This window comes from Allobosea sp. 05T433, from assembly GCF_056396065.1.
On the sequence record NZ_JBFTKS010000009.1, the window covers coordinates 183,409 to 210,203 of the forward strand.

General features: G+C 65.4%; 18 protein-coding genes. 13 read left to right on the forward strand and 5 right to left on the reverse strand.

All coding sequences use genetic code 11. From position 1 onward, the window contains the following. The first annotated feature begins 3 nt into the window (after positions 1-3). Positions 4-942, forward strand: a complete 939-nt coding sequence (locus tag AC1DGP_RS15095) for a 3-hydroxyacyl-CoA dehydrogenase (protein ID WP_441506401.1) — start codon at positions 4-6, stop codon at positions 940-942. 33 nt (positions 943-975) lie between these two features. Then, on the forward strand, positions 976-1,908 hold the full coding sequence (kce, locus tag AC1DGP_RS15100) for a 3,5-dioxohexanoate:acetyl-CoA acetone transferase (RefSeq protein ID WP_441506402.1): 933 nt from the start codon (positions 976-978) through the stop codon (positions 1,906-1,908). Between the two features lie 113 nt (positions 1,909-2,021). Here kce and AC1DGP_RS15105 read toward each other — a convergent pair whose 3' ends face one another. The 4 genes from AC1DGP_RS15105 to AC1DGP_RS15120 form a co-directional block, all read right to left on the reverse strand. Beyond that, the gene (locus tag AC1DGP_RS15105) at positions 2,022-3,353 is read right to left on the reverse strand and encodes an MFS transporter (RefSeq protein WP_441506403.1); all 1,332 of its coding nucleotides are present in this window, start codon (positions 3,351-3,353) and stop codon (positions 2,022-2,024) included. A 941-nt stretch (positions 3,354-4,294) separates the two neighbouring features. Next, the gene (locus tag AC1DGP_RS15110) at positions 4,295-6,130 is read right to left on the reverse strand and encodes an SLC13 family permease (RefSeq protein WP_441478691.1); all 1,836 of its coding nucleotides are present in this window, start codon (positions 6,128-6,130) and stop codon (positions 4,295-4,297) included. Between the two features lie 100 nt (positions 6,131-6,230). Beyond that, on the reverse strand, positions 6,231-7,436 hold the full coding sequence (locus AC1DGP_RS15115) for a M20/M25/M40 family metallo-hydrolase (RefSeq protein ID WP_441506404.1): 1,206 nt from the start codon (positions 7,434-7,436) through the stop codon (positions 6,231-6,233). A 54-nt stretch (positions 7,437-7,490) separates the two neighbouring features. After that, entirely contained in the window at positions 7,491-9,041 is a 1,551-nt protein-coding gene (locus tag AC1DGP_RS15120; protein ID WP_441506405.1) for an AbgT family transporter, read from the reverse strand. Between the two features lie 355 nt (positions 9,042-9,396). On the opposite strand from AC1DGP_RS15120, the gene AC1DGP_RS15125 reads away from it, so the two are divergent. The 11 genes from AC1DGP_RS15125 to AC1DGP_RS15175 all read left to right on the forward strand — a co-directional run bounded on the left by AC1DGP_RS15125 (position 9,397) and on the right by AC1DGP_RS15175 (position 24,832). Beyond that, entirely contained in the window at positions 9,397-10,548 is a 1,152-nt protein-coding gene (locus AC1DGP_RS15125; RefSeq protein WP_441506406.1) for an alpha/beta hydrolase, read from the forward strand. A 178-nt stretch (positions 10,549-10,726) separates the two neighbouring features. Further along, positions 10,727-11,809: a helix-turn-helix transcriptional regulator gene (locus AC1DGP_RS15130; protein ID WP_441490728.1), complete on the forward strand. Its 1,083-nt coding sequence runs from the start codon at positions 10,727-10,729 to the stop codon at positions 11,807-11,809. 23 nt (positions 11,810-11,832) lie between these two features. Then, complete coding sequence (locus AC1DGP_RS15135; protein WP_441490727.1) at positions 11,833-13,041, forward strand: MFS transporter; 1,209 nt, start codon at positions 11,833-11,835, stop codon at positions 13,039-13,041. A gap of 251 nt (positions 13,042-13,292) precedes the next feature. Beyond that, positions 13,293-14,399, forward strand: a complete 1,107-nt coding sequence (locus AC1DGP_RS15140) for an efflux RND transporter periplasmic adaptor subunit (RefSeq protein WP_441490726.1) — start codon at positions 13,293-13,295, stop codon at positions 14,397-14,399. Continuing rightward, a complete protein-coding gene (locus AC1DGP_RS15145) occupies positions 14,396-17,485 on the forward strand; it encodes an efflux RND transporter permease subunit (protein WP_476832258.1) in 3,090 nt (1,029 codons plus the stop codon). Before AC1DGP_RS15140 ends, AC1DGP_RS15145 begins: the two co-directional genes overlap by 4 nt. Beyond that, positions 17,482-18,654: an efflux RND transporter periplasmic adaptor subunit gene (locus AC1DGP_RS15150; protein ID WP_441506408.1), complete on the forward strand. Its 1,173-nt coding sequence runs from the start codon at positions 17,482-17,484 to the stop codon at positions 18,652-18,654. Before AC1DGP_RS15145 ends, AC1DGP_RS15150 begins: the two co-directional genes overlap by 4 nt. A 113-nt stretch (positions 18,655-18,767) precedes the next feature. After that, the gene (locus AC1DGP_RS15155; protein ID WP_441506409.1) at positions 18,768-20,321 is read left to right on the forward strand and encodes a leucyl aminopeptidase; all 1,554 of its coding nucleotides are present in this window, start codon (positions 18,768-18,770) and stop codon (positions 20,319-20,321) included. Beyond that, positions 20,318-20,860 (forward strand): DUF1269 domain-containing protein, encoded by a 543-nt coding sequence (locus AC1DGP_RS15160; RefSeq protein WP_476832259.1) that lies wholly within the window; start codon positions 20,318-20,320, stop codon positions 20,858-20,860. The genes AC1DGP_RS15155 and AC1DGP_RS15160 overlap by 4 nt, the downstream gene beginning before the upstream one ends. Further along, positions 20,857-22,593, forward strand: coding sequence for a hypothetical protein (locus AC1DGP_RS15165; protein ID WP_441506410.1), 1,737 nt, complete (start codon positions 20,857-20,859; stop codon positions 22,591-22,593). Before AC1DGP_RS15160 ends, AC1DGP_RS15165 begins: the two co-directional genes overlap by 4 nt. A 37-nt stretch (positions 22,594-22,630) precedes the next feature. Next, a complete protein-coding gene (locus tag AC1DGP_RS15170; protein ID WP_441506411.1) occupies positions 22,631-23,701 on the forward strand; it encodes a patatin-like phospholipase family protein in 1,071 nt (356 codons plus the stop codon). 63 nt (positions 23,702-23,764) lie between these two features. Next, a complete protein-coding gene (locus tag AC1DGP_RS15175) occupies positions 23,765-24,832 on the forward strand; it encodes an AI-2E family transporter (RefSeq protein WP_441490720.1) in 1,068 nt (355 codons plus the stop codon). Here the strand turns inward: AC1DGP_RS15175 and AC1DGP_RS15180 are convergent. Then, positions 24,822-26,573, reverse strand: a complete 1,752-nt coding sequence (locus tag AC1DGP_RS15180; protein WP_476832260.1) for a metallophosphoesterase family protein — start codon at positions 26,571-26,573, stop codon at positions 24,822-24,824. The genes AC1DGP_RS15175 and AC1DGP_RS15180 overlap by 11 nt on opposite strands. Between the last annotated feature and the right edge of the window lie 222 nt (positions 26,574-26,795).

Genomic DNA, 26,795 nt, shown 5'->3' on the forward strand with positions numbered 1-26,795 from the left:
CGCATGACCAAGATCGCGATCATAGGCTCCGGACTGATCGGCCGTGCCTGGGCCACCATCTTCGCCAGCCATGGTTTCGACGTCGCACTGCATGATGTCGCGCCCGGAGTGGCCGAGGCCGCCCGCACCCATATCGGCAGCAATCTTGAGGAACTCGCCGGCCACGGCCTCGTCGAGGACCCAAGGGGCTCGCTCGCGCGTATCCGCGTCGCCTCGGGCCTGGCGGATGCCTTGAACGGCGCCGACCTCGTGCAGGAGAACGGGCCGGAGGCCGTGGAAACCAAGCGCGCCCTCTTCGCCGAGATGGACAGGCTTGCCGCGCCGGAGACGATTCTCGCCTCCTCGACCTCGTTCATCATGGCCTCGGTGTTCAGCGAGACGCTCCCGGGGCGGGCCCGCTGTCTCGTCGCCCATCCCGTCAATCCTCCGCATCTCGTACCCATCGTCGAACTTGCACCGGCGCCCTGGACGGATCCGGCCGTCCTCGCCCGGGCCAAGGCGATCTATGAACAGGCCGGGCAGGTTCCGATCGTGCTGCGCAAGGAGAAGCCGGGCTTCGTCCTCAACCGCCTGCAGGCCGTGCTGCTGGCGGAAGCCTTTCGCCTCGTCGGCGAGGGCGTCGCGAGTGCGGAAGACGTCGACAAGACGATCCGCGACGGGCTCGGCCTGCGCTGGTCCTTCATGGGGCCGTTCGAGACGATCGAGCTCAACGCGCCCGGCGGTATTCCCGATTACTGCGCCCGTTACGGCGCCTCCATCGCGACCATGGCGGCACAAGCCGTTGGCGGCGACCCGTTTGGCGCGGAAACCGTCGCCACGGTCATGAGCGAATGGCCCGGAACGCAATCGGCCGAGCGGGTGAAGCGCCTGAGCGACTGGCGCGACACGCGGCTGGCCGCACTGCAGGCCCATAAGCGCGCGGCCGCGCGCAAACCCGTCTGAAATCCTTCATCCTGACCGCTGATGGGAGCCGCCATGGCCAAGAACCGCAAAGTCATGATCACCTGCGCCGTGACCGGTGCGATCCACACCCCCTCGATGTCGCCTTACCTGCCGGTGACCGCCGATGAAATCATCGACGCTGCGGTCGGCGCCGCCGAAGCGGGAGCGGCGCTCGTGCATGTCCATGCTCGCGATCCCGTCACCGGCAAGCCGGACCAGTCCCCCGAGGCCTTCGAGCCCTTCCTGAAAGTGATCAAGCAGCGCAGCGATTGCGTCATCAACATCACCACGGGCGGTGCGCCGACCATGGGTATCGAGGAGCGTCTGCGACCCTGCGCCCATTTCAAGCCCGAAGTCGCCTCGCTCAACATGGGCTCGATGAATTTCGGTCTGTATCCGATGCTGAGCCGCTTCAAGGCGTTCAAGCATGATTGGGAGCAGCCCTATCTCGAAGGCTCGAAGGACCGCATCTTCAAGAACACGTTCCAGGACATCGAGAACATCCTGACGACCTGCGCCGAGAACGGCACGCGCTTCGAGATCGAGTGCTACGATATCGGACATCTCTACACGCTGGCGCATTTCGTCGATCGCGGGCTGGTGAAGCCGCCCTTCTTCGTCCAGTCGGTCTTCGGCCTGCTCGGCGGCATCGGGCCGCACCCGGAAGATGTCGCGCATATGAAGCGCACGGCCGATCGGCTCTTCGGCGACCAGTACCATTGGTCGGTGCTTGGCGCCGGGCGTCACCAGCTTCCGATCGCCGCAATGGCTGTCGCGATGGGTGGCAACCTGCGCGTCGGTCTGGAGGATTCGCTTTGGATCGGGCCGGGACAGTTGGCAAAATCCAATGCCGAACAGGTCCGGGCGGCGCGGAAGATCATCGAAGGTCTCGGACTGGAGCTGGCGACTCCGGACGATGCGCGCGAACTGCTGCAGCTCAAGGGGGCAGACAAGGTCGCCTTTTGAACGGCGCCGCTACTAAAGCATCGGCCCGAAAAGTGGATTGCGGTTTTCGGGAAAGCCGATGCAAGGACAAAGGGTTAGATCATCGGACTGGATACGATATCCGGTCCGTTGATCTAACTCCGCCTCGAAATCGCGGCCGACCTACTGCCGGTCATCATGACGGTGCGGAACGCCTCGATCTGCGCGGCGGAAGATGCATCGTCCCTCGCGCCCCCGACGATTCGGTTCAACGGCAGCGTTTGCTGGAATGCATGATTGAGGCGACCGCCGCGGCGCAGAGGCCGAGCAGACATGCCGAGACAAGCAGGGTCGGCATGATGCCGGCCCTGTCGAACCCTGCCGCATAGATCAGCGGCATGGCCGACTGCCCGAGCATGGCCGCCATCGAGTGCAACGCCATCATCGCGCCCTGCGTATGCGGGGTCAGCGTCGCCAGATAGGTCTGAAGTGGAATGGCTGCACTGCGATAGTGCGAAGCCGAATGCCAGCAATGCGCCGAACTGCAAAGGCCAGGGAAGATGGGCACTCAGACTTGCCATGGCGAGCGCCATGACCAGCCCGCCGGCCAGGGTGAAATGGACTGGCGTTATCCAGCGCAGGGTGCGGCGCAGGCTGACCCCATAGGCAATGCTGCCGATCATGAAGCCGGAGAGCACGATGCCGACGGTGGACGCACTGGCTCCGACGAGAAAGGCAATGTGCGGGAACAAGCCCTGTGTCAGTCCGGTCAGGGCAAGCTGCAGCCCAAGATCGCGGCGGGCGCTCGCCAGCCCGAGAATCCTGCGATAGGCAGAGAACGCCGAGCCGAACCCGGCGCGCGATGACGAGACTTCGCGGGTATCGCGCAGCGCCGCCGTGACGATAGCGAAACAGCTCAGGCCGATCAGGCCGGCCACGAGCAGGCTGCCGCGCCAGCCGAGCGCATCGGCAATGAAGCCGGACCCGACGGCCCCGGCCAGCGACCCTGTGACCGAGGCCGCACTGGCCTTGCCGAAAGCCTCCTGATGCCCCTCAGGCGCGATCCGCTCCGCGAGGATGGCAAAGCACAGCGGGAATGTGCCGGCCGTGAAGAAGCCGACGACGAGCCGGGTGGCGAGCAGCAGCTCGAAACTGGAGGCAAGGCTGCCGAGCAATGTGCCAAGCGCGCTCACCCCGAGGCAGACGCGCATCACCCGCAATTTGCCGAGTTGGTCGCCGAGAGCACCGGCAATCGGCTGTGCCAGGGCATAGGCGAGCGCAAACGCCGTCGCCATGGCCACAACCTGGCTGCGAGGCACCGCAAAATCCCGGCTGAGCATGGGCAGCACCGGGTCGAACAGGAACACACCAAGCGAAGAGCCGAAGCAGGCGAGGCCGAGAATACGCAGCAATGCATGCTGTTGGTCGGGCGGTGGCTTCTGGCATGGGGCCTGTCCCCCTGGCGTGCCGACGGGCAGATTGGTCATCGGCTTGCGCAGACCCCTTTCATCGTCATCGGCTGCCCAAGTTGGCGATAGACCGTCCCGGGCACCGCGAGTAGCAGCACGGGGGCTATGTGATTTGACCCCGCGCCGACCGAACAAGATGCTCGATATCGCCCAATTCCGAGCAGATCAGCCGTTCTGGCCGCTCTTTCGGCAGCATCATTCAGGGAGGGACGTGGCTTAGAAGAGCGGGGTGATGTCTGCTTGGGTTATCGGTGCATCCATCGCGACATCGCTCTCAATGCAAGAGAGCCGGCGACACTGTCATCACACGCGACCGTCTCGGAGGATCGAGCGACGCCCGAAGGCCGGAGGATCCTGGATCTGTGTGGTTCGGAGTTTGAGTCCGGGGTAGCGGCAGCTCCTGCCGATCAGATGTGGTGTGCCGAGAAGCGTGGGAGTTCTTGGCGCTTCTCGGCGTCTGCATCCTGGCCCCAAGGCCAGCTGGACATACGTCACTACGCGGCGTCATCCCTGCGCGGCGACCGCCCGCACTGGTCCGGGGCGCGCCCCGGATTGCCCGGTCAGCGGCGGCAGACTTGCACGCGGCGGACGACCCAGCGGCCACGATGGTCGCGCACGCGACGGTTTTCCCACCAGCAGCGGCCATGGCGTGGCGCGACATGCCGCGGGGGCGAACGGTGCCATTGTGCGAGTTCGACGCCGGGATTGGTGGCAACGCTACCAGCCGATGATACCGGGGCAGCAAAGGCAGTGCCCGAACACAGTGCTCCGATAACCATCCCAGCAGCGAGCGCTGCTCCGCGAATATCAACCAATTGATCCTCCTTGGCCTCAAGCCAAATGTTGACCCGGCGCATCACCACGCCAGGCAATCGATCGGCCGCTGTCACGGCCGATCGTTCCTGCTCCGCCCGCTTTGACCGCGAGCTCGGCGAAAACTCTCGGCAGTCGGACAGAATTCAGAAGCGCCAGATGAGCGGAACGATGAAGACGGCCACCACGAAGAACCAGATCAGCAGCGGCAGGCCGAGCTTCCAGTAATCGCTGAAGGCATAGCCGCCTGGCCCCATCACCATCAGATTGGTCGGCGTCGCGATCGGGGTGAGGAAAGCTCCGGCGGCGGCAACGGCCGTGCTCATCAAGACCGGCCGCGGCGAAATCCCCATGCTGGCGGCAGCGGCCACCCCGATCGGGATGACGATCAGCGCGGTCGCGGTATTGCTGATCAACTGCCCCATGACGGCAGTCAGCACGAACAGACCCGCAAGCAAGGCGACTGGGCCGGCATCGCCAACCATGTAGACGAGCCGCTCGGCCATCAGCTTCGCCGCACCGGTTTCCACCATCGCGGTCGAGAGCGGCATCATCGCGCCGACGAGGATCACGGTGGTCCAGCCGATCGCGCGGTAGGACTGCTCGACATTCATGATGCCCGACAGGATGATCGCGCCTGCAGCCAGCAAACCTGCGACGGCGGGCGGGACGACGCCTGTGGCAAGCAGCAGAACCATCGCGACGAGAATGATGACGGCCTGCTTCGCGCCGGGGCCCATCGGCACGGCTTGACGGCGCACCAGTTCGGGCGAGCTCACGACGAGGACATCGGGATCGTCGAGATGGACGTCGAGCGCCTTCCAGGTGCCCTGCAGCAGCATGGTATCGCCGGCTTGCAGCACGATGCCACCGGAATCCTTGGTTGCATTCGCGGCGGCGAGTTCCGCCCCCGCGCGCTGCACGGCCAGAACGATCAGATCGCCACTGTCGGTGACCATCCCCGGGAAAACGGTCTGGCCGATCAGGCCGGAGCGCGGCGGGATCACGACTTCGGCCAGACCGGAGCGCTGGTTGAACAGCGTCTCCGCGCCCTGCCCCTGCTTTGCCTCCTCACGGAAGGCGAGATGCATCTCCGCCGCCAGTGTCGCGGCCGCGTCAGCCTCACCGCGAACCAAAAGATGATCGCCATCGGCAATGACCGAGCGACGGATGGGGCTTGCGGTTTCGCCCTCCTGAATGGCGACCAGCTGCAGCCCCGGATAGGCCGACAGGTCGATGCTGGCGGGCGCAGCGCCGAGATAAGGCGAACTGGCACGCACGCGCATCTGATAGATGCCGCTGGCAAGGCCGTATTGCTCGACCAGCGTCTTGGCATGCCGGCTGAAATCGGCGGGCATGGTCGCGCCATTGCGCTCAGGCAGCAGGCGCTGGCCGAAGAGGATGATGATCGCCATCGTGCCCGCCAGCAGCGGCACGCCGACCAGCGCGAATTCGAAGAAACCGAAGCTGCCCATCCCTGCATCGCTACTGGCCTCGGAGACCAGCACGTTCACGGGAGTTCCCGTCAGCGCCAGCATCGAACCCGCATGCGCGGCGAAGACCAGCGGCATCAGCAGTTGCGAAGAATTGCGCTTGAGCCGAACCGCGATGACGACAACAACCGGCAGCAATGCAGCGACGGCGCCGTTGAGGCTGATCACCGCGGTCAGCAGCGAAACGAGAATCATGGTGAGAATCAGAAGGCGGGTTCGACTTTCCTCGCCCGCTCCCTTGATCAGGAGTTGGCCTGCCCAGGCGGTGACGCCGGTGACCTCGAGCCCGGAGCTGACGACGAAGAGCGAGGCGATGAAGATGACGGCGGGGTCGCCGAAACCGCCCAGAGCCTGGGGCAGGGTCAGGACCCCGGTCGCCCAAAGGGCAAGCGCTACTCCCATCGCGACCAGAACGACGGGAATCTTGTTCCAGATGAACAAGACCACGGCAACGGCGATGATGGTGCCGGTATAGGCTATCGGGCTCAATCGCTCAGCTCCCTATTGGGCCCTGCCAGGCCGCAGAAATGCGTAGGGCGCAGCATGCCGGCGCAGTCTACGCCCCGGCACACCGCACCCAGCCAAGGCCTCAGTCTTCCAGGGTCGCCATCAGGATACCAATGCGGCAACCCTTTTCGTACTCGGTGAGATTCACATACTCCTTGATGGTATGGATCTCGGCCTGCCCGGCGCCGATGGTGATGGTCGGAACCCCGTGCTTGTCAAACCAGTTGGCGTCGAGACCACCATTGGAGAACAGATAGGTCGGCTCGATGCCCAGCAGCTTGAGCGCCTTGGTGGCACGCTTCACCACCGGAGCATCCTGGCCCAGTTCGAAGGGGGGGTAAGCCGGCTTCTGGCTGAACTTCACCTCCGCGGTGTTGCCCTCGTGATCCTTCACCTCGCCCTGCGCCTTGGCGAAGGCCTCCTTGTAGCCGTTCGCGATCTTGGTCGCGAAGGCAGCCTCCGGGCTGCGCGCCTCGCCGCGGATATAGACGTAGTCGGTGACGACATTGGTCGCATCGCCGGCCGCGACCGTGCCGCCCTTGCCGCCGAAAATGCCGACATTGCTGGTGCCGTGGCCGTCGGATTTGACGACCTTGCCGAACCAGCCGGCACGCTGTGCCTCGGCGATCGCGATGGCGCCGACCAGCGTCGCCGAAATGCCCTTTTCCGGCGCGACGCCGGCATGGGATGCCTTGCCCTTGATCTCGACTTCCCAGTTCTCCTGGCCGACTGCACCGACGAGCAGCTCCGAGGCGAGCTGGCCATCGACATTGATGCACATCGCAGCCCCGCCGAGATCGGCCGGGTTGAGTTCACGGGCACCATGCAGCCCGCTCTCCTCGCGGACGGTGAAGAGCAGGGTGATCGGCGGATGCGGCAGCTTGTGCTTGATCAGCGTCTCGGCGAGCACGACCAGGAGCGCGACGCCGGTGCGGGCATCGCCGCCGAGCGCGGTCGTCCCGTCGGAGACGATGCGGTCGCCCTCACGCCGAGGTTTGGCGCCGGCGCAAAGCGGCACGGTGTCGAGATGGGTGGAGAACAGCAGGCGTGGCCCCGGCCGCGTGCCCGGCAGATCGACGAAGAGATTGCCGGTCTCCGTCGGCACCGGGATGCGCTTGTTGGCATCGTCGAAGCGGATCGCGGATGCCGGCACCCCGACCTTCTTCAGCGCCTCGCTGACCGCAGCCCCGATCTTGGCTTCCTGACCGGTCACGCCTTCGACCGAGAGGAAATTCATCAGGTGGTCGATGGCACTTGCGACGTCGAGGGGGATTGAGGGGCTGCTCATGATGTCCATCCGATCAGGTCAGGGTTATTTCGTTTCGGGCTGCGCGACCGGCCGTCACAGGCCCCAGGGCAGGCCGAGCATCTTCCAGACCGCGAAGAGCGCCGTCCACAACACGAACATCCAGACGACATAGGGCAGCATCAGGGAGACGATCGTGCCGACACCTGCGGTCTTGTCGTATTTCTGGGCGAAGCCCACGACGAGGGCGAAATAGGCGTTGAGCGGTGTGATCGCGTTCATCGGGGAATCGCCGACGCGATAGGCGGCCAGCACCGCTTCCGGCTCGACGCCGAGCTTCATCAGCAGCGGCACGAAGACGGGCGCGAAGATCGCCCATTTTGCAATCGCGCCGGTCAGCAGCAGGTCGATGATCGCGACCACGACGATGAAGCCGAGCAGCAGCGGCAGCGCGCCGATATTGGCCGACTGCAGGACGCCCGACAGGCTGAGCGCCATGACGGTGCCCATGTTGGTATAGGTGAAATAGGCGACGAACTGGCTCAGCACGAAGAACAGGAAGATCGTGCCGCCGAGATTCTTGATCGACTTCTCGATCGCCGCGATCACCTCCGGCAACGTCCGCAAGGTCCCGGCTCCGATGCCATAGGCCCAGCCCGTGGTGAGGAACATCAGCATGATCAGTGCGATCAGCCCGTTCATGAAGGGCGAGTTGCCGATCAGCTCGCCGGTCGTCGGATTGCGCAGCGGCGCCCCCGGCGGCAGTGTCAACAGACAGAACACCGCAACCAGCGCGAGCAGGCCGAGCCCCGCGAAGCGCAGTCCACGCGTTTCCTGATCGGACAACGAAGCGCCCTGCTCCGTCGTGGTGCCTTCGGCCGCCAGCTTCGGATCGTAGACGCCAAGGCGCGGTGCGATCATCCGGTCGGTGATGAAGGCGATGACGACGGTGAGGAACAGCACCGAGGCGATCGAGAACCAGACATTGGAAGCCAGGCCGATCGAGCGGTTCGGATCAACGAGATGGGCGGCGTCATTGGTGAACTCGACGAGAACGGCGTCGAGCGGCTTGATCAGCATATTGACCGTGAAGGCTCCGGCCACGGCAGCAAAGCCGAGCGCGAGGCCGGCGAGCGGATGACGCCCAACGGCGAGATAGGCAATGCCGGCGAGCGGGATCAGGACCAGATAGCCCGCATCCGCGGCAATGCTGGCGAGGATGCCGACGAAGGCCAGGATATAGGTCAGCGCCCAACCCGGCGACACGATGACGAGCTTCCGGATCAGCGCCGTCACCAGGCCGGATTCCTCGGCCACGCCGGCCCCGATCATCGCGACGATCATCAGCCCCACGGCGGTGAAGCTCATGAAGTTCGGAATCAGCGACGAATAGATGAAGCGAATGCCTTCGACGTTGAGCAGGCTGCGTATCGCCGTGCTCGCCATCTCGACCTTATGGGTGTCGGGATTGATGCGCTCGAAGGTGACCGCCGCGCCGAACAGGCTGAGCACGGCCGACAGCACCATGACGATGGCGATGAGGATGAGGAAGATGACGACGGGATGGGGAACCATGTTCCCCACTTTCTCGACCGTATCGAGAAATCTCTGCATCGTTGTCTTTGACGCGACGTTCCCGGTAGACATGTCTTGCCCTCCCCTAAGCCTTGGACTTCGGCCCCACGGGGGGTCGCGATGAGCAGGTGTGCCGCCGGAATCGTTGCCGAGGCGGTCATACCGGCAACTTAATTCCCTGCGCGCCGAGGGCATCGGCACAGAATCCCAAAGCTTGGACCGCCTGTCCCAAAGTTGACGGCAAGCTTGCTGCCTCCGGATGGGTTCTTTATCCTGACACAGCCGCTCGAGATCCTCCGATCTCCTATTTGCAGATTGGGGACGTCGACGTGACACCGACGCACGGTAAGGCATGCAAGAGCAATTCGGTAAGCCCGTTACTGCGTGCAATGCTTGGCGCGCGCCCGAATCCTGGGGCTCTTTGACCATGGGCCGCCGCCTCGACACCTTGGGGATGAGCCTGGCGGGACTTGCCGTCGCGTTCGGCCTCAGTGCTTGCGCTTCGGCGCCACGCGGATTGCTTCAACCTGTCGAGCCCGTTGCCGGTACCGACCGTGTGAACATGCTTGCCGCGACGACGCGCGCTCCCTCGGCGGAAGCGGGTGTTCTGTTCAGCGGCGAGCGCGGAGATACGGTCTCGTTCAGCAATATCGTCGTCTCGATCCCCAAGGATCGGGAGGTCGGTACCATCCAGCTGCCGCGCACGGCTCCCGGCAATGCGGCAACGGATTTTGTCGTCACCTCGACCGCGCCGGTCGCCAAGACGGACCTCGTCAAATGGTTCAAGTCGACGGGCGGGCGCAAGCGCCGGGTCTTCGTCTTCGTCCACGGCTTCAACACGCCGTTCGACCGCGCCGTCTTTCGTTTCGCGCAGTTGACCCATGACGCCGATGCCGATGCGTCCCCGGTCCTGTTCTCGTGGCCGTCGCGCGGCCATCTGCTCGACTACAGCCGGGATTTCGACAATGCATCGTATTCCCGCTCGGATCTCGCTTATCTGCTGAAGGCGGCTGCAAGTAGCCCCTCTGTCGGCGAAATCGTCATCCTCGCCCATTCCATGGGGAGCTGGCCTGCCGTCGAGGCCGTCAGGCAGATCGCTCTCGAGCAGGGCGGCGTCCCCCGGAAGATCAACAATCTCATTCTGGCCTCGCCCGATCTCGATGTCGGCGTGTTTCGCCGGCAAGTCGAGGACATGGGCTCCCAGCGTCCGCAGATCACGCTTTTCGTCTCGCAGAACGACAGGGCGCTGCAGCTCTCCCGCTTCATTTCCCGCGGAGCGACGCGCCTCGGCGGCATCGACCTGACGCGCGACGAGTACCAGCAGCAGCTGGCGGGGTTGTCAGGCATCACGGTGCTGGATCTCAGCGCCATCAATGCCGGCGACCGCATCAATCACGACCTCTTTGCCGCCAGCCCCGATGCGGTCCGCCTCATTGGAGGCCGGCTGCTCCAAGGCCAGGTCATCACCGATTCCGACGTTTCCACTCCGCTGATGGCTGCGGATGCGCTCGGTTCGGCCGCCAGCCTGATCGTTACCGCGCCGATTCGCGTCTTCGACGCAGCGTCCCCGCGCCAGTAGCGAGCCAAGTGCCGCAAGAGGACCACCTGCTTCCTCCTGATAACGACAATTCTCGGCGGTTTATTGCTTGCCATTGCTAGCTCCGAGCGTCACAGTTTCTTCACGGAACTGAGAAACATTGACCTCCCGTTGGTACGCGGGGCCAAGATTAACGTAACGCTATCGCGAGGAGAATGCCGTGTCGGCTCTCTCTAGTACCAATTCAGGGATCCCGGGCGGAGCGGTCTTCGTTCAGAACTTCTCGACCAAGGGACTGCCCGCGGAGGATCAGTTCGACGCGTGGCGTTCTCTGCTCTCCGAGACGATCGATCTCTTGCCTACGCCGAACGCGTCCGAGCCATTCGACGCCGAGTTCTCCTCGTGGAGCTTCGGCGACGTCGTTCTGACCAGGACGCTCTACGCCGACGCCCCCGCTCGCCATTGGCGGCACAGGCCGCGGTCCTTCATGGATCATTGGTGCGTCGTGCTCGCGCATTCCTGTTCGCCTGAGTGCAACCTGCTTTCCCTGAGCCCCCCCGAGCGGCAAGGCAATCTCAGCTTCCGCTCGCTCGCCATGCCGTTCGAAGGCCAGGCCGAGGACACGGAAGTCCTGACGCTGTTCCTGCCTCGTAACTTTTGCCAGGAGGAACTCGTCGATTTCGAGCGGGCGCACGATCTGGAAATCAATCCCGAACTCGGGGCGCTGCTCACGGGCTATATGGAGAACCTCGCCCGACAACTGCCGCATATCTCGGTGGAGCATGCGCAGGGCCTCGCCACCGCGACGCGTTCGCTGGTCGCGGCCTGCATCGCGCCGCGGGTCGAACGTTCCGAGGCTGCGGAGGTGCCGCTGACCTCCCTTCTGATCGATCGTGCCCGGCGCGTCGTCCGGCAGAACATGGCCTCCCCCGAGTTTGGTCCCGAGCGGCTGGCGCGCCTCATGGCGATGTCCCGCTCCAAGCTCTACCGGCTGTTCGAGAGCACGGGTGGCGTGGCTCATTTCATCAATCGCGAAAGGCTTCGCGAGGCGCATCGCCGACTCGCATCGACTCGCGATGCCCTGTCGATCCACGTCATCGGCAATGAAGTGGGCTTTATCGATCATTCGACCTTCAGCCGGGCGTTCCGACGTGAGTTCGGCTACAGCCCCACCGAGGCGCGCGAACGGCACCTGACCAAATTCTCCTCGCTCCCATCTGGACTTGCCCAGCAGGATGCGGCGCTGGACGATGCAGCGGGAGGGAGCGGAGATGAACGCGCCGCACACAGCCTTGCCGACTAGCCGAAGAGCATGAGGTTCTCGGCATGAAGGGGGCGACGGGGCGCCTCTCCTTTCTCTACGCGGCCCTTTTCTTCGAGCTCGGCGTCAATCTGCCGTTCTTTCCGCTCTGGCTGCGCGCGCAATCGCTTGGTGACGATGCGATCGGCATCGTGCTTGCCGCACCGCTGCTGACCCGCATCATCGCAAATCCGGTCGTTGGCGTCCTCGCGGACCGGAGCGTGCGCATGACCATTGCGCTGGTTGCCTGCTCGGTGGCTGTCGTCATCGGCACAGGTTTTCTCGCCTTTGCCGCGGGCTTCCTGCCAATCCTGCTGCTGGTGATTGCGATCGCGCTCGCCCAGGGTCCACTGATCGCCCTCACCGATGCCGTAACCCTGCGCAGCCTCGAGGGCTTGCGCTCGGCAGAGCTGCGCTACGGGCGGATTCGCCTGTGGGGCTCGGCGGGCTTTGCGCTCGCCAACCTCTCGGCGGGCTGGATGCTCGACTGGCTGCCGATCTCTTCCATCATCGGAATGTTGCTGCTGTCGGCGCTTGCCACCGCGCTTGCCACGGTCGCCGTCGCAACCATTCGCCTGCCGGAGAGATCAGCCGCTCCCCACGAGAGGGCCGGGTTGGTGGAGAGGCCGCATCTGCTGATCCTGACGATTGCCGGGGCGGCACTCGTCCAGGCGAGCCACGCCGCCGTCTACGGGTTCAGCACGTTGCACTGGCAAAGCCTCGGCATTTCCGGGGGTACCATGGGAAGCCTCTGGGCGGCGGGCATCGCGTCGGAGATCACATTCTTCAGCCTGCTCGGATACGTCATCCGCGGCTCGGCCGGAGCAGGCGTCCTGCTCGCCGCCAGCGGCGCTGTCGCCACATTGCGCTGGGCCGGCATGGCTCTCGACCCGGATATAGCCTTCGTCGTCCTGCTGCAGCTGACGCATGGCCTGACCTTCGGCGCGACGCATCTGGGCAGCATCTTTCTGCTCGCGAAGTTCGCGCCGCGCAGCATGCTGGCCCAGGCTCAGGCCTGGCTTGCCGCCGGATGGGCCGGGGTGATGGCGGCTCTGACGACCCTTGCCGGCTATCTCTACGGCTCGTGGGGGGAGCATGTTTATGGCCTGATGGCGATCGCTTCCGGCATCGGCTTCCTCTTGCTGATCCCTGTCGCAGCCAGCCTGAGACGGGAGGATACGGCTCCGCAGCAAGGACCTCCGGACGCCGAGTACCCTGTCCCAAAATTGGGATGACCAGCGCAGAGTTGGGATTCTGAGCTAATCCGCGCTTCCCGGACTGTTGGTAGCGTCCGTCCCTGCCGCCCGAAGAGATTGGCGACGGACACTTGTCTTGCGCCCGAGGTTCCACGGCCTCTGCCTCGCGGTTGCCAGAGGAAGAACATGATGCTTTTGAACGGCTTGCGAGAGAACCCGTTCCCCGCGAATGGCAGGATCGTTGCAAGAACTCCGCCGTGTGCGAGGGCGGCGCTGCGAGGGCCGAAGGCATGAGCGTGCGTCGCGGCCCTGGTCCCTCCCGGTCTCTGCATGCAGCCGCGCTGACCGTCATTGCACTCGCCTCCGCAGCCTGCCAGCGCGAGGCCGACGAGGCCCCGCCGCCCGTGCGGATCGTCCGCACGATCACGGTCGACGAGCCCCGCCAGGCAGCGGACATCAATTTCACCGGCCATATCGAAGCGCAGGACCAGGCGTCGCTCTCCTTCCGCATCGGTGGCCGGCTGGCGGAGAGGCGCGTCGCGGTCGGCGCGACGGTACGCGAGGGAGAGGTCGTTGCCCGCCTCGACCCCGAGAACGAACTCAACGAACTGCGTTCGGCGCGGGCGGCACTCACGGCTGCTCAGGGCCTTCTGAGAAAGGCCGACAACCAGTTGCAGCGCCAGAGCCATCTGCTCCAGCGCAATGTCACGACGCAGGCTGATTTCGAGGCTGCCGAGCAGGGGCGCACGGCTGCCCGGGCTCAGGTCGACGCCGCACAAGCCCGCGTCAATTCCGCAGAAGATGTCGTCGGCTTCACCACCTTGAAGGCCGATGCACCAGGCGTCGTGACCAGGATCGGCGCAGAGCCGGGCGAGGTCGTCGCTGCCGGCCGGATGATCGTGCAACTCGCAAGGCGCGAGGGGCGCGATGCCGTATTCGAGGTGCCCGCCGCATTGATGCGCAGCCTGCCGGCCGATGCGCGCGTGTATGTCGCGCTCACCGGCGATCCCGGCACCACCGTCAGGGGCCGGGTACGCGAGGTCTCGCCCCAGGCCGACCCGGTGACGCGGACCTTCCGAGTCAGGGTCGGTCTCTCAGAGCCTCCGCAGTCCTACCGGCTCGGGACCGCGGTCCTCGGCACGATCCGCGGCAGCGAAGCCTCGGCCATTACCATACCGTCGACGGCGCTGGTGCGCCGCGAGCAGGATACCGGAGCCTGGGTCGTCGATCCCAAGACGCTCACCGTGTCGCTGCGCAAGCTCGACGTCCTCAGCGCCGACCCCGCGACGGCCCTGATCGGCAAGGGCCTGGCACTTGGCGATGTTATTGTCACGGCCGGCGCGAGCCTTTTGCAGGAAGGCCAGCATGTGCGGCTGACCGGGACGGAAACACGATGAGCTTCAACCTCTCGGAATGGGCCCTCAAGAACCGCTCGGTCGTGATCTATCTCATGATCGTCGCCGTCGCGGCCGGCGTGCTCGCCTTCGTGCGGCTTGGCCGCAATGAAGACCCCTCCTTCGTCATCAAGTCGATGGTCGTCTCGGCGGCCTGGCCGGGCGCGACCATGGAGGACACGCTGACGCAGATCACCGAGCGGCTCGAGCGCCAGCTCGAGGAAACGCCCGGCCTCGATTTCGTCCGCAGCTTCACGACGCCCGGCGTGACGACGATCTTCGTAAACCTGAAGCAGTCGGTCCCGGCGCGCCACGTGCAGGACACCTGGTACCGGGTCCGCAATCTCGTCGGGGACATCCGCCATACCCTGCCCCAGGGTGCGGTCGGGCCGTTCTTCAACGATCGCTTCGGCGACACTTTCGGCATCATCTACGGCTTCACCGCAGATGGCTTCACCAGCCGTGAGCTGCGCGACCATGTCGAAGCAGCCCGTTCGCGCCTGCTCCTCGTGCCAGACGTCTCGAAGATCGAGATCATCGGCGCCCAGGACGAGCGCATCTTCGTCGAATTCTCCGTCAGGGAACTCGCCAATCTCGGCATCGATCGCTCGGCCCTGCTCGGCGCCCTGCAGAGCCAGAACGTCGTGCGCCCCGCCGGCATCATCCAGACTGAGGACGAGAAGGTCTCGCTGCGCGTCTCGGGCGCCTTCCAGTCGGAAGCCGATCTGCTGAACGTCAATTTCCCCGTCGGCGATCGCATGGTTCGCCTCGCGGACATCGCCACCGTGCGCCGCGGTCATGCCGATCCGCCTCAGCCGATGTTCCGCGTCAACGGACGGGAAGCGATCGGACTGGGCATCGCGATGCGCGATGGCGGCGATATCCTGGCGCTTGGCAAGAATATCCAGCGTGCAATGGCGACCATCACCGCCAATCTGCCGCTCGGCATCGAGCCGCGCCTGGTCGCCGATCAGGCCGTGACGGTCGATCACGCGATCKACGATTTCATGACCTCGCTCTGGCAGTCGATCGCGATCATCATGGCGGTGAGCTTCATCAGCCTTGGCGTGCGCCCCGGCCTGGTCGTTGCGCTGTCCATTCCGCTGACGCTCGCGGTGGTCTTCGCCGTGATGCTCGTTGCCGGCATCGACATGCAGCGGATCTCGCTCGGTGCGCTGATCATCGCGCTCGCCCTGCTCGTCGACGACGCCATGACGACGACCGACGCGATGGTGACGCGTCTCGCCGCCGGCGAGGAGAAGGCAAAGGCGGCGACCTACGCCTTCAAGAAATATGCGATGGCGATGCTTGCCGGAACCCTGGTGACGATCGCCGGCTTCGTGCCGATCGGTTTTGCAGCAAGTTCGGCCGGCGAATACACATTCACCCTCTTTGCCGTGGTCAGCATCGCCCTGGTGGTGTCCTGGTTCGTGGCGGTGATCTTTGCACCGGTGCTTGGCGTCGCGATGCTGAAGGCGCCGGATCCGGCATCGAGCAATGCCGGCCCCGGCAGGGTCGAACGAACCTTCCGGCAGCTCCTGTCCGGGGCCATCAGGCTGCGCTGGGCGACCATCGCGGTGACGCTCGCATTGTTCGTCGCCTCCGTCCTCGCCCTGCCGCTGGTGCCCCGCCAGTTCTTCCCCGCCTCCGACCGGCCCGAGCTTCTGGTCGACCTGACACTGCCGCAGAACGCCTCGATCTATGCGAGCGAGCAGCTCGCGACCCGGTTCGACGCGGCACTCAAGGGCAACCCGGATGTCGATCGCTGGAGCACCTATGTCGGGCGCGGCGCAATCCGCTTCTATCTGCCGCTCAATGCGCAATTGCCCAACGACTTCTTCAGCCAGGCCGTCATCGTCGCCAAGGACGTGCCGGCTCGCGACCGCCTGCAGGCCAAGCTGGAAGAGCTCCTGGCCAAGGAGTTTCCGAATGTCGTCGCGCGCGTCTATCCGCTCGAACTCGGGCCGCCGGTCGGCTGGCCCGTGCAGTACCGCGTCAGCGGGCCCGACATCGCCGAGGTGCGCTCGATCGCGATGAAGCTGGCTCAGGTCGTCGCGACGAGCCCCAAGACCGAGCAGATCAATTTCGATTGGATCGAGCCTGCGCGCGAGCTGCGCCTGCGCGTCGATCAGGATGAGGCACGCCGCCTCGGCCTGAGTTCGCAAGCGCTTGCGGCGATCCTGAACACCGTCGTTTCCGGCACAGTCGTGACCCAGGTGCGCGACGATATCTATCTCGTCGATGTCGTCGTGCGGGCCCAGGACGCCGACCGCGTCTCGCTGGATACGCTGCGGACCATGCAGGTCGCGTTGCCCGGTGGACGCTCCGTGCCGGTGTCGCAGTTCGTGACGTTCAGCTACGGGCTGGACGCGCCGCTGATCTGGCGGCGCGACCGGGTTCCGAACCTGACAGTCGCCGCGGACGTCAAGCCCGGAACGCTGCCGGAGACCGTCGTCTCCGCCTTGCAGCCCTCGATCGACGCGCTGCGGAAGACGTTGTCGCCCACCTACAGCATCGCCGTCGGAGGAACCGTCGAGGAAAGCGCCAAGTCGCAATCCTCGGTCATTGCCGTCGTGCCGGTCATGCTGCTGATCATGTTCACCGTGCTGATGGCCCAGCTGCGGAGCTTCAGACTGTTCGCCATCGTGCTCAGCATCGCGCCTCTCGGCCTCATCGGCGTGGTCAGCGCACTGCTCGTGTCGGGCAAGCCACTGGGTTTCGTCGCCCTGCTCGGCATCCTGGCGCTGATCGGCATCATCACCAAGAACGCGGTGATCCTGGTCGGCCAGATCGAGGCCGAGCGGGCCAGCGGCAAGAGTGTCGTCGAGGCGGCGCTCGACGCCAGCAGCACGCGCTTCCGGCCTATCATGCTGACGGCGGTCTCGACCGTGCTCGGCATGATCCCGATCGCCCCAACGGTGTTCTGGGGCCCGATGGCCTTCGCCATCATGGGCGGCCTCCTGGTCGCGACCGTCCTCACTCTCATCCTGCTGCCCGTGCTTTATGTCGCCGTCTTCGGCGCAGGCTCGCCCACACCGAGCAAGACGAAAGCCCGGGCGACGGCCGCTGCGGGAGTTTCTTCGCGATGAGACCGATCTCAGCCATCCGGTTCCAGCCCTCGGCCACGCGCATTCTCCGCGCCGCTGCCGCCTCGATGTTCGTCCTGGCGCTCGCTGCCTGCCAGAACCAGGAGGCCGCCCCTTCGGAGGGCCGCCCGGTCCGCGTGGTCAAGGTCGAGGCCGGCAAACTCGCCAACGACATCAAGCTGAGCGGCGAGATCCAGGCCGAGAAGAATGTCGGACTCGGCTTCCGCATCGGCGGCCGTGTCGCCGAGCGGCCGGTCAATGTCGGAGATCGCGTCGCAGCCGGACAGATCGTTGCCCGCCTTGACCCCTCGCTCGAACGCAACGCTCTGACGGCCGCCAAGGCAACGCTCGAAGCGGCCCGCGGCGAGGTGAACACGACGCGAAACACGTTCGAGCGTCAGGAACGGCTGATGGCGCAGGGCTTCACCACCCGGCCTCGTTTCGATCAGTCGCTCAAGGCGCAAGAGGCCGCGCAGGCCCAGCTCGAGGACGCCGAAGCGCAAGTCGAGCTGGCACAGGACCGGCTTGGCTTCACCGAATTGCGCGCAGGCGTCTCGGGCGTCGTAACCGCGCGCAGCATCGAGCCCGGCGAAGTCGTGCAGGCTGGGCAAGTCGTGCTTCAACTGGCGCGCGAAGACGGCCGTGACGCCGTCTTCAACGTGCCCGCCACGCTGCTGGAAACGCTGGAAGGCGACACTCCGATCCGGGTCGCTCTCGCCGAGGCTCCGACAGTGCGCGCATTTGGCCGTGTCCGAGAGGTGGCCCCGCAAGCCGACCCCGTGACCCGGACCTTTGCGGTCAGGATCGGCCTGATCGATCCGCCGGAGGAGATGCGGCTGGGATCGACCGTGGTCGGGACCATGGAGCTCACCTCGGCCTCCATCGTCTCCGTTCCGGCCAGCGCCCTGACCCAGCAGGACCTGTCGCCGGCAGTCTGGATCGTCGACCCCGTGAAGTCGACGGTCTCGCTGCGCAATGTCGACGTCCTGCGCTTCGACCCCGGCCTCGTCATCGTCTCGCAGGGGCTCGAGCCCGGCGACGTCATCGTCTCCGGAGGTATTCAGGCGTTGCACCCAGGCCAACGCGTGCAGCCGCTTCCCGCCGCGCGCGAGGCCGGCCGCACTGCGGCGGCGGCCCGGCCGCCGGGAAGCCCGGCGCTCCCGCCTTCGTGACGCATGAGGCCCCTTCTCCGCCGCGGGCGGACCCCTGCAACCAGAGGGTATCCTGGCAGGATCACACCATTCACCAGTCAAGCGATGCCATGATGTCCTCTCGGAGACATTCTATGGAGATCATCCCCGCGGTCGGCGAGGCTGAAAGACTCAGAACCGAACTCCTCGTCGTCGGCGTATTCAGCGGCGGCGCATTGGTCGGGTCGGCGCGGCGTCTCGACGAACGGGCAGCCGGCAAGCTGTCCGCGATTGTCGGGCGCGGCGAACTTGGCGAGGCCGCCGGCGCAACCTTGCTGCTCCATCATTTGCCGGGCTCCGTCGCGACCCGCATCCTGCTCGTCAGCCTCGGCAAGCCCGAAGCCTTCTCCGACCGCGCCTATCTGCGGGCTCTTTCGGCAACGGCGAAGTTCATCGCGGAGAGCGTCGTCGCCGAAGCCGTCATCGCCCTGGCCGAACACGAGGTCCCCAAGCGCAGCTTGAACTGGCAGGTTCAACAGGCTGCGCAAATTCTGGCCGATGGCGGATACGTCTTCGTCCTGCCCGGAACCCATCCTCGCCGCCAGATCGCGCGGCCCCGCCCAGTGCGCAGCATCATGCTGCTCGTTCCGCAGACCCTCACCTCGGAACTCCTCGGCGCGCTGCGGCAGGGCATCGCGGTCGCCGAAGGCGTCGCCTTGGCGAAGGATCTTGGCAATCTGCCGGGCAATATCTGCACCCCCGCCTACCTCGCCAGCACCGCGAAGGAGATGGGGAGGGAGTTCGGCTTCAATGTCGAAGTCCTGGAGCGCGAGGATCTCGAAGCGCTCGGCATGGGCGCCTTTTTGGTCGTCGGCAGGGGCTCCGCCAATCCCTGCAAGCTCGTCGTGATGCAGTCCAATGGACGCAAGAGCCGGAGCCGGCCGATCGTCCTCGTCGGCAAGGGCATCACCTTCGATATCGGAGGCACGCCGCTGACCCCGGGAGGCGACCCCGACGAAATGAAGTTCAACATGAGCGGTGCCGGCTGCGTTCTGGGGGTGATGCGTACGGTCGCCCGACTGGAGCTGCCGATCAATGTCGTTGGACTGATCGCCGCGGCCGAGAACATGCCGGGCGGCAGCGCCAGCCGCCCCGGCGACATCGTCACCTCGATGTCGGGCCAGACCATCGAGATCCGGACCCACGAGGCCGAGGGGCGGCTTCTGCTGTGCGATGTCCTGACCTATGCCGAGCGCTTCTCGCCGGCCTGCGTCATCGATGTCGCGACCTTGACCGAGGCTTGCGTCGTGGCGCTGGGCTCGCATGCGAGCGGCCTCTTCGCCAATGACGATGCACTCGCCGCGGAACTCCTGAGATGCGGGGGCGTGTCGGGCGATCGTGTCTGGCAGCTCCCGATCTGGGACGACTATTTCGGCCAGCTCGGCAGCAGCTTTGCCGATACCAGCAATCTCGGGGGGCCTGCGGCCGGCGCGATCACCGCCGCCTGCTTTCTCGCCCGCTTCGCCAGGGCCTATCCCTGGGCCCATCTGGATATTGCCGGCACCGCGTCGATCTCCGGCGCCACCAAGGCCTCGACCGGCCGGCCGGTTCCACTGCTCGCCGAATTCCTCATCGGCCGCGCCGCGGAAGCAGCGTCGCCGAATGGCCTTTCCCTCCCCTCCCCCTCAGCAATGGAGCTGCACTCATGAGCGATCTGGTTTTCATCGGCTTCCCGACCGAACAAAAGGCCGAAGAGGTCCGTCAGAAGGTCCTTTCCCTCCAGCGCGAATATCTGATCGAGCTCGGCGACGCCGTTGTCGTCGTCAAGGACGAGAAGGGACAGGTCAAACTCAACCAGATGATGAACCTGACGGCGGCAGGCGCAGCGTMGGGCGCCCTCTGGGGCACCTTGATCGGCTTCATCTTCCTCGCCCCGCTGCTGGGCACGGCTCTCGGTGCGGCCTCAGGCGCATTGGGCGGAAAGCTCAGCGATGTCGGCATCAACGACCAGTTCATGAAGGACGCGGCCAGCGCCTTGCAGCCCAACACCGCCGGGCTCTTCCTGCTGATCCGCAAGATGACCACCGACAAGGTCCTTGCCGACCTGAAGGGCGTCGGCGGCACGCTGATGAGCACCTCCTTCGACGAGACCAAGGAGGCTGCGCTGCGTGAGGCGCTGGCAGCCAGCGCCAGCGCCAGCGCCAGCGCCAGTGCCAGTGCCGAAGCGGCTCCTCCGGCCGCCACATGACGCTGGACTGGGGCGCCGGAGCGGGAGCAGAACAGGCCCAATGGGCCATCGCGACGGCGCGCCTCGACGATTTCCGCCCCCTGCTGCCAGCAGAGGAGGAGGTCGTCGCCAAGCTTCTCAGCGGGACTTTCGACCGCCTGGGAGATGGCTCGCGCCCCGAGAAACCTGACCCGGCGCGGGTCATTCGCGCATCCTTCCTGCGCTTTCTCATGCTCGGAGGTGAGGAAGGCTGTCGGCCCCACGAAAAGGGCGTCAGGATCAGCGGCGCCTGGATCACGGATGTTCTCGATCTCGAAGCCTGTCGCGTCTTTCGCGACATCGGCCTGAACGATTGCCATTTCGAGGCCGCGCCGATCTTCAGGGCCGCGATCATCAACCGCCTGTTCCTGGACGGCTCCTCGCTTCCCGGGCTCCAGGCTGAGCGGCTCGAGGCGCGCGGCGGCGTTTATCTGCGCGGCGCGGAGGTCACTGGCGAGGTTGATCTCGTTCAGTCGCGTCTCGGCGGCAATCTTGAATGCGATGGCGCCACCATTCGCGCACCAAGCGGCTACGCGCTGCTCGCCCCGAGCCTGGAGGCACGCAACGTCCTGCTGCGGGGGGCGACACTACGGGGCGGCATCAACCTGTCCGGTGCAGTGCTTGCCGCAGATCTCGACTGTGCCGGCGCCACCGTCACCCGCACTGACGGCATTGCAATCGATGCCAACGAAATCGAGAACCGCGGTAGCGTCGTGCTGCGCAGCGCGCGCATCGAAGGCGAGATCCGGCTGATCGCCTCACAGATCGGCGGCGACATCGACTGCTCAGGCGCCGTTCTCGCCGCCGCCGGCCAGACTGCGCTGGACATGAGCCGCAGTGCGATCAAGGGCGCGTTCTTCCTGCGCCGGGATGCCCAGGTGAACGGTGCGCTGGTGCTGACCGGCGCTTCGATCGGGACCATCCATGACGAGGCGGCCTGCTGGCCCAAGCAGGGCGATCTTCTCCTGAATCGCTGCCGCTATGGCGCCTTCATCGACGGGCCAGTCGATGCCGAGAGCCGGCTCGACTGGTTAGGGCGGCAGGTGCCCGAGCGCTGGGGCGAGGATTTCTGGCCCCAGCCCTATGAGCAACTGGCCTCCGTCTTCCGCGAGATGGGACATGGCGAAGATGCTCGCGCCGTGCTTGTCGTCAAGGAGCGACTGCAACGCCAGGCCCGGCGCAAGCGGGCGGCCAATCCCGTGCTCCGCGGGCTTCTGACAGCCGCCGACGGTGTGCTTGGAATCACCCTTGCTTATGGTCGTCAGCCACTGCTGGCCTTCGTCTGGCTCCTGTTCTTCTGGTTTCTGGGCGTTGCCATCTTCGGTTATGCCGAGCACCGGGGGGCCGTGATGCCCAATAGCGCCGTGGTCCTGCGTTCGCCCGAATGGACCTTGTGCGGCATCGAACGATCCGAGCAGCGCTCCCTGATCGCCACCCAGCAGACGAGCGGCCTGGCCGAGCCCGGCCAGACCCAGCTCGCCTGCTTCCGCCAGCGCTGGGAGGCCTCGAGCTACCCGGCCTTCAGCCCCTGGATGTACTCGCTCGATACGCTACTGCCGGTGCTCGACATGGGGCAAAGAACCTTCTGGCGGCCCAATCCGTCCAAGCCTGGCGGTCGCATCGCCATCAACTATTTCTACTTCCAGTCGATCGTCGGCTGGGCTTTGAGCCTGCTGGCAGTTGCCGGTTTTTCGGGATTGGTGAAGTCGCCGTGACCCGGCCGACCCGCCTCGCATTCAGGATGGGAACGACGTGAGCAAAGCCCCGACATCTGCGCGCGCCCCCCGCAGCGGCGATGACAACGCCAATCGCGAGCCCCTCGCCATCGACCTGGCGCTTCAGGGTGGCGGCGCTCATGGCGCCTTCACCTGGGGCGTGCTGTGCCGGATCCTCGAGGAGGACTGGCTCGAGATCGAGGCGATTTCGGGAACCTCGGCCGGCGCGATGAATGCGGCCGTGCTGGCCTCCGGCTATGCCAAGGGCGGCCGTGCTGGCGCACGCGAGGCACTCGAGCTCTTCTGGCGAAAGGTCTCGGAAGCGGCGCGCTTCAGCCCGTTCCAGCGCAGCCCGCTGGACATTCTGCTCGGGCGCTGGACGCTCGACAACTCGCCGCTCTTCGTCGCCATGGACATGATGTCGAGGGTGGTCTCGCCCTACAGCCTGAATCCCACCGGCTCGAACCCGCTGGCCGATATCCTCGCCGAGGTGATCGATTTCGGCAGCCTGGCGACAAGCCCGATCAAGCTCTTCATCACCGCCACAAATGTGCGCACAGGCCGGGGGCGGGTGTTCCGCAATGCCGAGATCACGCCCGACGTGCTGCTGGCCTCTGCCTGCCTGCCGACCCTGTTCCAGGCGGTCGAGATCGATGGCGAGAGCTACTGGGACGGCGGCTATTCCGGCAATCCGACGATGACACCGCTGATCAAGCACAGCGATGCGCTGGACACCATCCTGGTTCAGATCAACCCGGTCGAGCGACCCGAGACACCGCGTACTGCGCGCGACATCCTGAACCGACTGAACGAGGTGTCGTTCAACGCGGTGCTGCTCAAGGAATTGCGGATGATGGCCCTGCTGCGGCAGAAGGCCAATCCCGAGAGCGGTGAGGGCGCGCGCTGGGCCCGCATGCGCCTCCATCGCATCACCAGCGACGCCATGACCGAGCTCGGCTACTCCTCCAAACTCAATGCCGAATGGGAGTTCCTGACCATGCTCCACAACGAGGGAAGGCGCTCGGCAGAGTCCTTCTATCGGGAGCATCGGGACGACATCGGCAAGACCTCGACGCTCGATCTCGACGAATTGACCGAGGGCATCTGAGGATAGCGAGCGGATCTGCCGCGCGCTTCAGCACCGACCTCCCGACACCAGGCCTGACCAGGAATGAAGATGACCTCCGGCAAGATCTATCAAGGCGCCCTGATTCTGATTGCGACGATCATGGCGGTCGCCGCGTTGTCGATCGCCAGCTCGGTCTTCGCGCCGGTCGCCTTCGCGCTCTTCATCATCGCGCTCGTCTGGCCGCTTCAGAAGAGCCTGCAGGCCTTCCTGCCCCGCCTGCTCGCGCTCGCGATCAGTGTCGTGGTCATGGTCGTCGCCTTCTTCGCCTTCGGGTCGCTGATCGTCTGGGCTTTCGGCCGTGTCGGCCGCTGGATCGTCAGCGACGCTGCGCGCTTCCAATCCTTCTACGACCAGATCACGGTCTGGCTGGAAGGGCATGGCGTGGCCGTGGCCGGCGTCTGGTCGGAGAACTTCAATGTCAGCTGGATGCTGCGCACCGCCCAGACCATCACCGGCCGCCTCAACAGCACGATGAGCTTCTGGCTCGTCGTCCTCGTCTACGTCATCCTCGGCCTGCTGGAAGTCGACGATTTCGGGCGCAAGGTGCGCACCATGCGCAACCGCGAGACCGGCCAGGTTCTGCTGCAGGGCAGCACGGCCACCGCCAGCAAGATCCGCCGCTACATGGTGGTCAGGACCCTGATGAGCCTCATCACCGGCCTGCTCGTCTGGGGCTTCGCCAAGGCTGTGGGCCTTCAGCTTGCGGAGGAATGGGGCTTCATCGCCTTTTCCTTGAATTACATTCCCTTCCTGGGTCCGCTCGTCGCCACGGTTTTCCCGACCCTGTTTGCGATGACGCAGTTCGGGTCCTGGCAGGCGGTGATCGCGGTCTTCGCCTGCCTCAACCTGATCCAGTTCATCGTCGGCAGCTATATCGAACCACGCGTCGCCGGCAGCGCGCTCTCGATCTCTCCGGCGACCGTACTGTTCTCCGTGTTCTTCTGGAGCTATCTCTGGGGCGTCTTCGGCGCCTTCATCGGCGTCCCGATCACGATCGCATTCCTGACCTTCTGCGCCCAGCATCCCTCGAGCCTATGGCTCGCGGAGCTCTTCGGCTCGCCGGAGAAGGATGCGCCTGCGATCCCGATCGACGCAGCCGTCAAGAGCTGAGGCCGGCGTCCGGCCTGGGCGCGACCTCGATCCGCTGCGGCGCGAGCAGGGCAAGCCCGCCATCCGTGGCGGCTGCGAGCGTGTGAATATAGAAGCCGGTTGCCTCGTCATCGGTCGCCTCCATCACGGGAGACGGCGCCGAGATGATCTTCAGCGGACCGCAGCGCCCGATCCAGTCGACATGGCGGTGGCCGTGCATCGCGACGAGCCGGTGCGACATCGGCTTGAGCTGGCGCACGAACCGGCTGCCATTGATCAACGCCGTGCCGATGCGCTCCGAGAAGGCCTTGGCTGGCTTCGGATATTCCACGGGATGGTGATGCAGCGCGATGACCCAGCGCGCCTTCGGGTATTGGCGCAGGATCGCGAGCATCGCTCGCATGTCCTCTTCCGAGACGAGGCCCAGCGCATTGGTGAAGGAGAAATGCGTTTCGGCGTTCGAGTTCAGCAGCACGAGCCCTAACCCGTCCGCTTCCGCCGGCGGCAGCAGCATCGGGAAGATATCGTCCCAGATATTGGCCAGCCCGGCCGACAGGCGCAGCGAGCCCGCATCGGCGAAGGCGGCGATCGTCCTTCGATGAGGCTCCAGCGCCGCCGACAAGGTGCTACCCAGCCCCGTCCGGTCCTGGTCGACGACCCGGACCCGGTCGCCCTGGATGGCGGCCATGGCCGACAGCGTCCGCATCTGTCTCAGGCGCTTCCCGGGACTCGTCGGCAATTCCAGTCGAGCCGGATTCGCGCGATCCACGATGTTCACGTCGTGGTTGCCGGGGAGGATGAAGCTCCTTTCGGCCAGCGCGGGATGCCGCGCCATCGCGTCCAGGAATTCCGCCCATTCCGCCGACCGGCCCGCATCCGTCATGTCACCGGTGATCAGAACGAAGTCGAGCGGTTCCTGGGCATGGATCTCGTCCAGTTTCTCGAGAACCTGGGCAAGCCGCTCGTTGCCACGCGGGCCGGCGCGCCCGCTTTCGATCCGAAAACCATAGCGCTCCCCGACGACATGGATGTCGGAGAGATGCACGACCCGCCATTTGCGGGCTGACGGCGGCGCCTCGTCATAGACCCCGAGATCGCGCGGCTGATCCATCAACCCATCGGCAAGGCCCCAGGCGAGCGAAGCAGCGGCGAGATATCCGCTCATGACGGTCACCGTATTGGCCAGCGCGGGAACGACCAGCCGCAAGGGATTGGCAAGTTCGGCTATCTCGCCCGACCAGCGTGTCGCGGGCCAGGCTAGCGCGGCAATGCCCGCGGCCATGAGGAAGGCAGCAAGGCCGGCGCCAATGGCCGTCGCGGCCCGCAGGCCCGCGCGCTTGTCCTCGCTGGCCTCGGTCGTGAGAAAGCGCTCGGCCAGGTGCCGCAGACCCTCGCGGCACAGGGCGTAGCCCGGTTGGACGGCGAGCGAATTCAACGACCAGAAGCTGCGTTCGGCGGCACGGAACAGGGGCCTGAAACCGAACCAGCCGAGGGCCGCGATCAGCGCCAGGAGAATGAGCGGCCCGATTCCTGCCAGCGCGTAGATCCGGCCCGACATCGAGGTGAACCAGGCCGTGGCGACAAGCGGGGCAAGTCCGAGCAGGACGCCCGGCAAGAGAGCGAGGATGATCCAAGCCAGCGCAAGCTTGGGCAGGTTGATTTCCCCCAGCATGCTTCCGGCGATGGCAATCAGGGAGCGCTTCTTGGTGCTGCTGGCGTCGTCCTCTGCATCTCCGGCCCGCGGTTCGATGATCATCGGCATGGTCGGTCACGATCCAGGAAAACTGCGCTCGCCAGGACAGATCGGCGTCGAATGGTCATGCCTTGCCCCGCAGCAACATCAGGATGCACACAACTCAGTTGCCTCGAAGGACATAACCTTGATGCCAGAGTCATGCACGCTTTCACGGCCAATCTTTCATACCCGAACCGAGAATGGGACGCCGAGCACAGAAGTGAGACACGGGGCTGATGACCGAGGAAA

Coding starts and splice junctions, on each gene's coding strand:
- AC1DGP_RS15095 (WP_441506401.1), top strand. CDS start 4: ATGACCAAGATCGCGATCATAGGCTCCGGACTGATCGGCCGTGCCTGG.
- kce (WP_441506402.1), top strand. CDS start 976: ATGGCCAAGAACCGCAAAGTCATGATCACCTGCGCCGTGACCGGTGCG.
- AC1DGP_RS15105 (WP_441506403.1), bottom strand. CDS start 3,353: ATGACCAATCTGCCCGTCGGCACGCCAGGGGGACAGGCCCCATGCCAG.
- AC1DGP_RS15115 (WP_441506404.1), bottom strand. CDS start 7,436: ATGAGCAGCCCCTCAATCCCCCTCGACGTCGCAAGTGCCATCGACCAC.
- AC1DGP_RS15120 (WP_441506405.1), bottom strand. CDS start 9,041: ATGTCTACCGGGAACGTCGCGTCAAAGACAACGATGCAGAGATTTCTC.
- AC1DGP_RS15125 (WP_441506406.1), top strand. CDS start 9,397: ATGGGCCGCCGCCTCGACACCTTGGGGATGAGCCTGGCGGGACTTGCC.
- AC1DGP_RS15135 (WP_441490727.1), top strand. CDS start 11,833: ATGAAGGGGGCGACGGGGCGCCTCTCCTTTCTCTACGCGGCCCTTTTC.
- AC1DGP_RS15140 (WP_441490726.1), top strand. CDS start 13,293: ATGAGCGTGCGTCGCGGCCCTGGTCCCTCCCGGTCTCTGCATGCAGCC.
- AC1DGP_RS15150 (WP_441506408.1), top strand. CDS start 17,482: ATGAGACCGATCTCAGCCATCCGGTTCCAGCCCTCGGCCACGCGCATT.
- AC1DGP_RS15155 (WP_441506409.1), top strand. CDS start 18,768: ATGGAGATCATCCCCGCGGTCGGCGAGGCTGAAAGACTCAGAACCGAA.
- AC1DGP_RS15165 (WP_441506410.1), top strand. CDS start 20,857: ATGACGCTGGACTGGGGCGCCGGAGCGGGAGCAGAACAGGCCCAATGG.
- AC1DGP_RS15175 (WP_441490720.1), top strand. CDS start 23,765: ATGAAGATGACCTCCGGCAAGATCTATCAAGGCGCCCTGATTCTGATT.
- AC1DGP_RS15180 (WP_476832260.1), bottom strand. CDS start 26,573: ATGCCGATGATCATCGAACCGCGGGCCGGAGATGCAGAGGACGACGCC.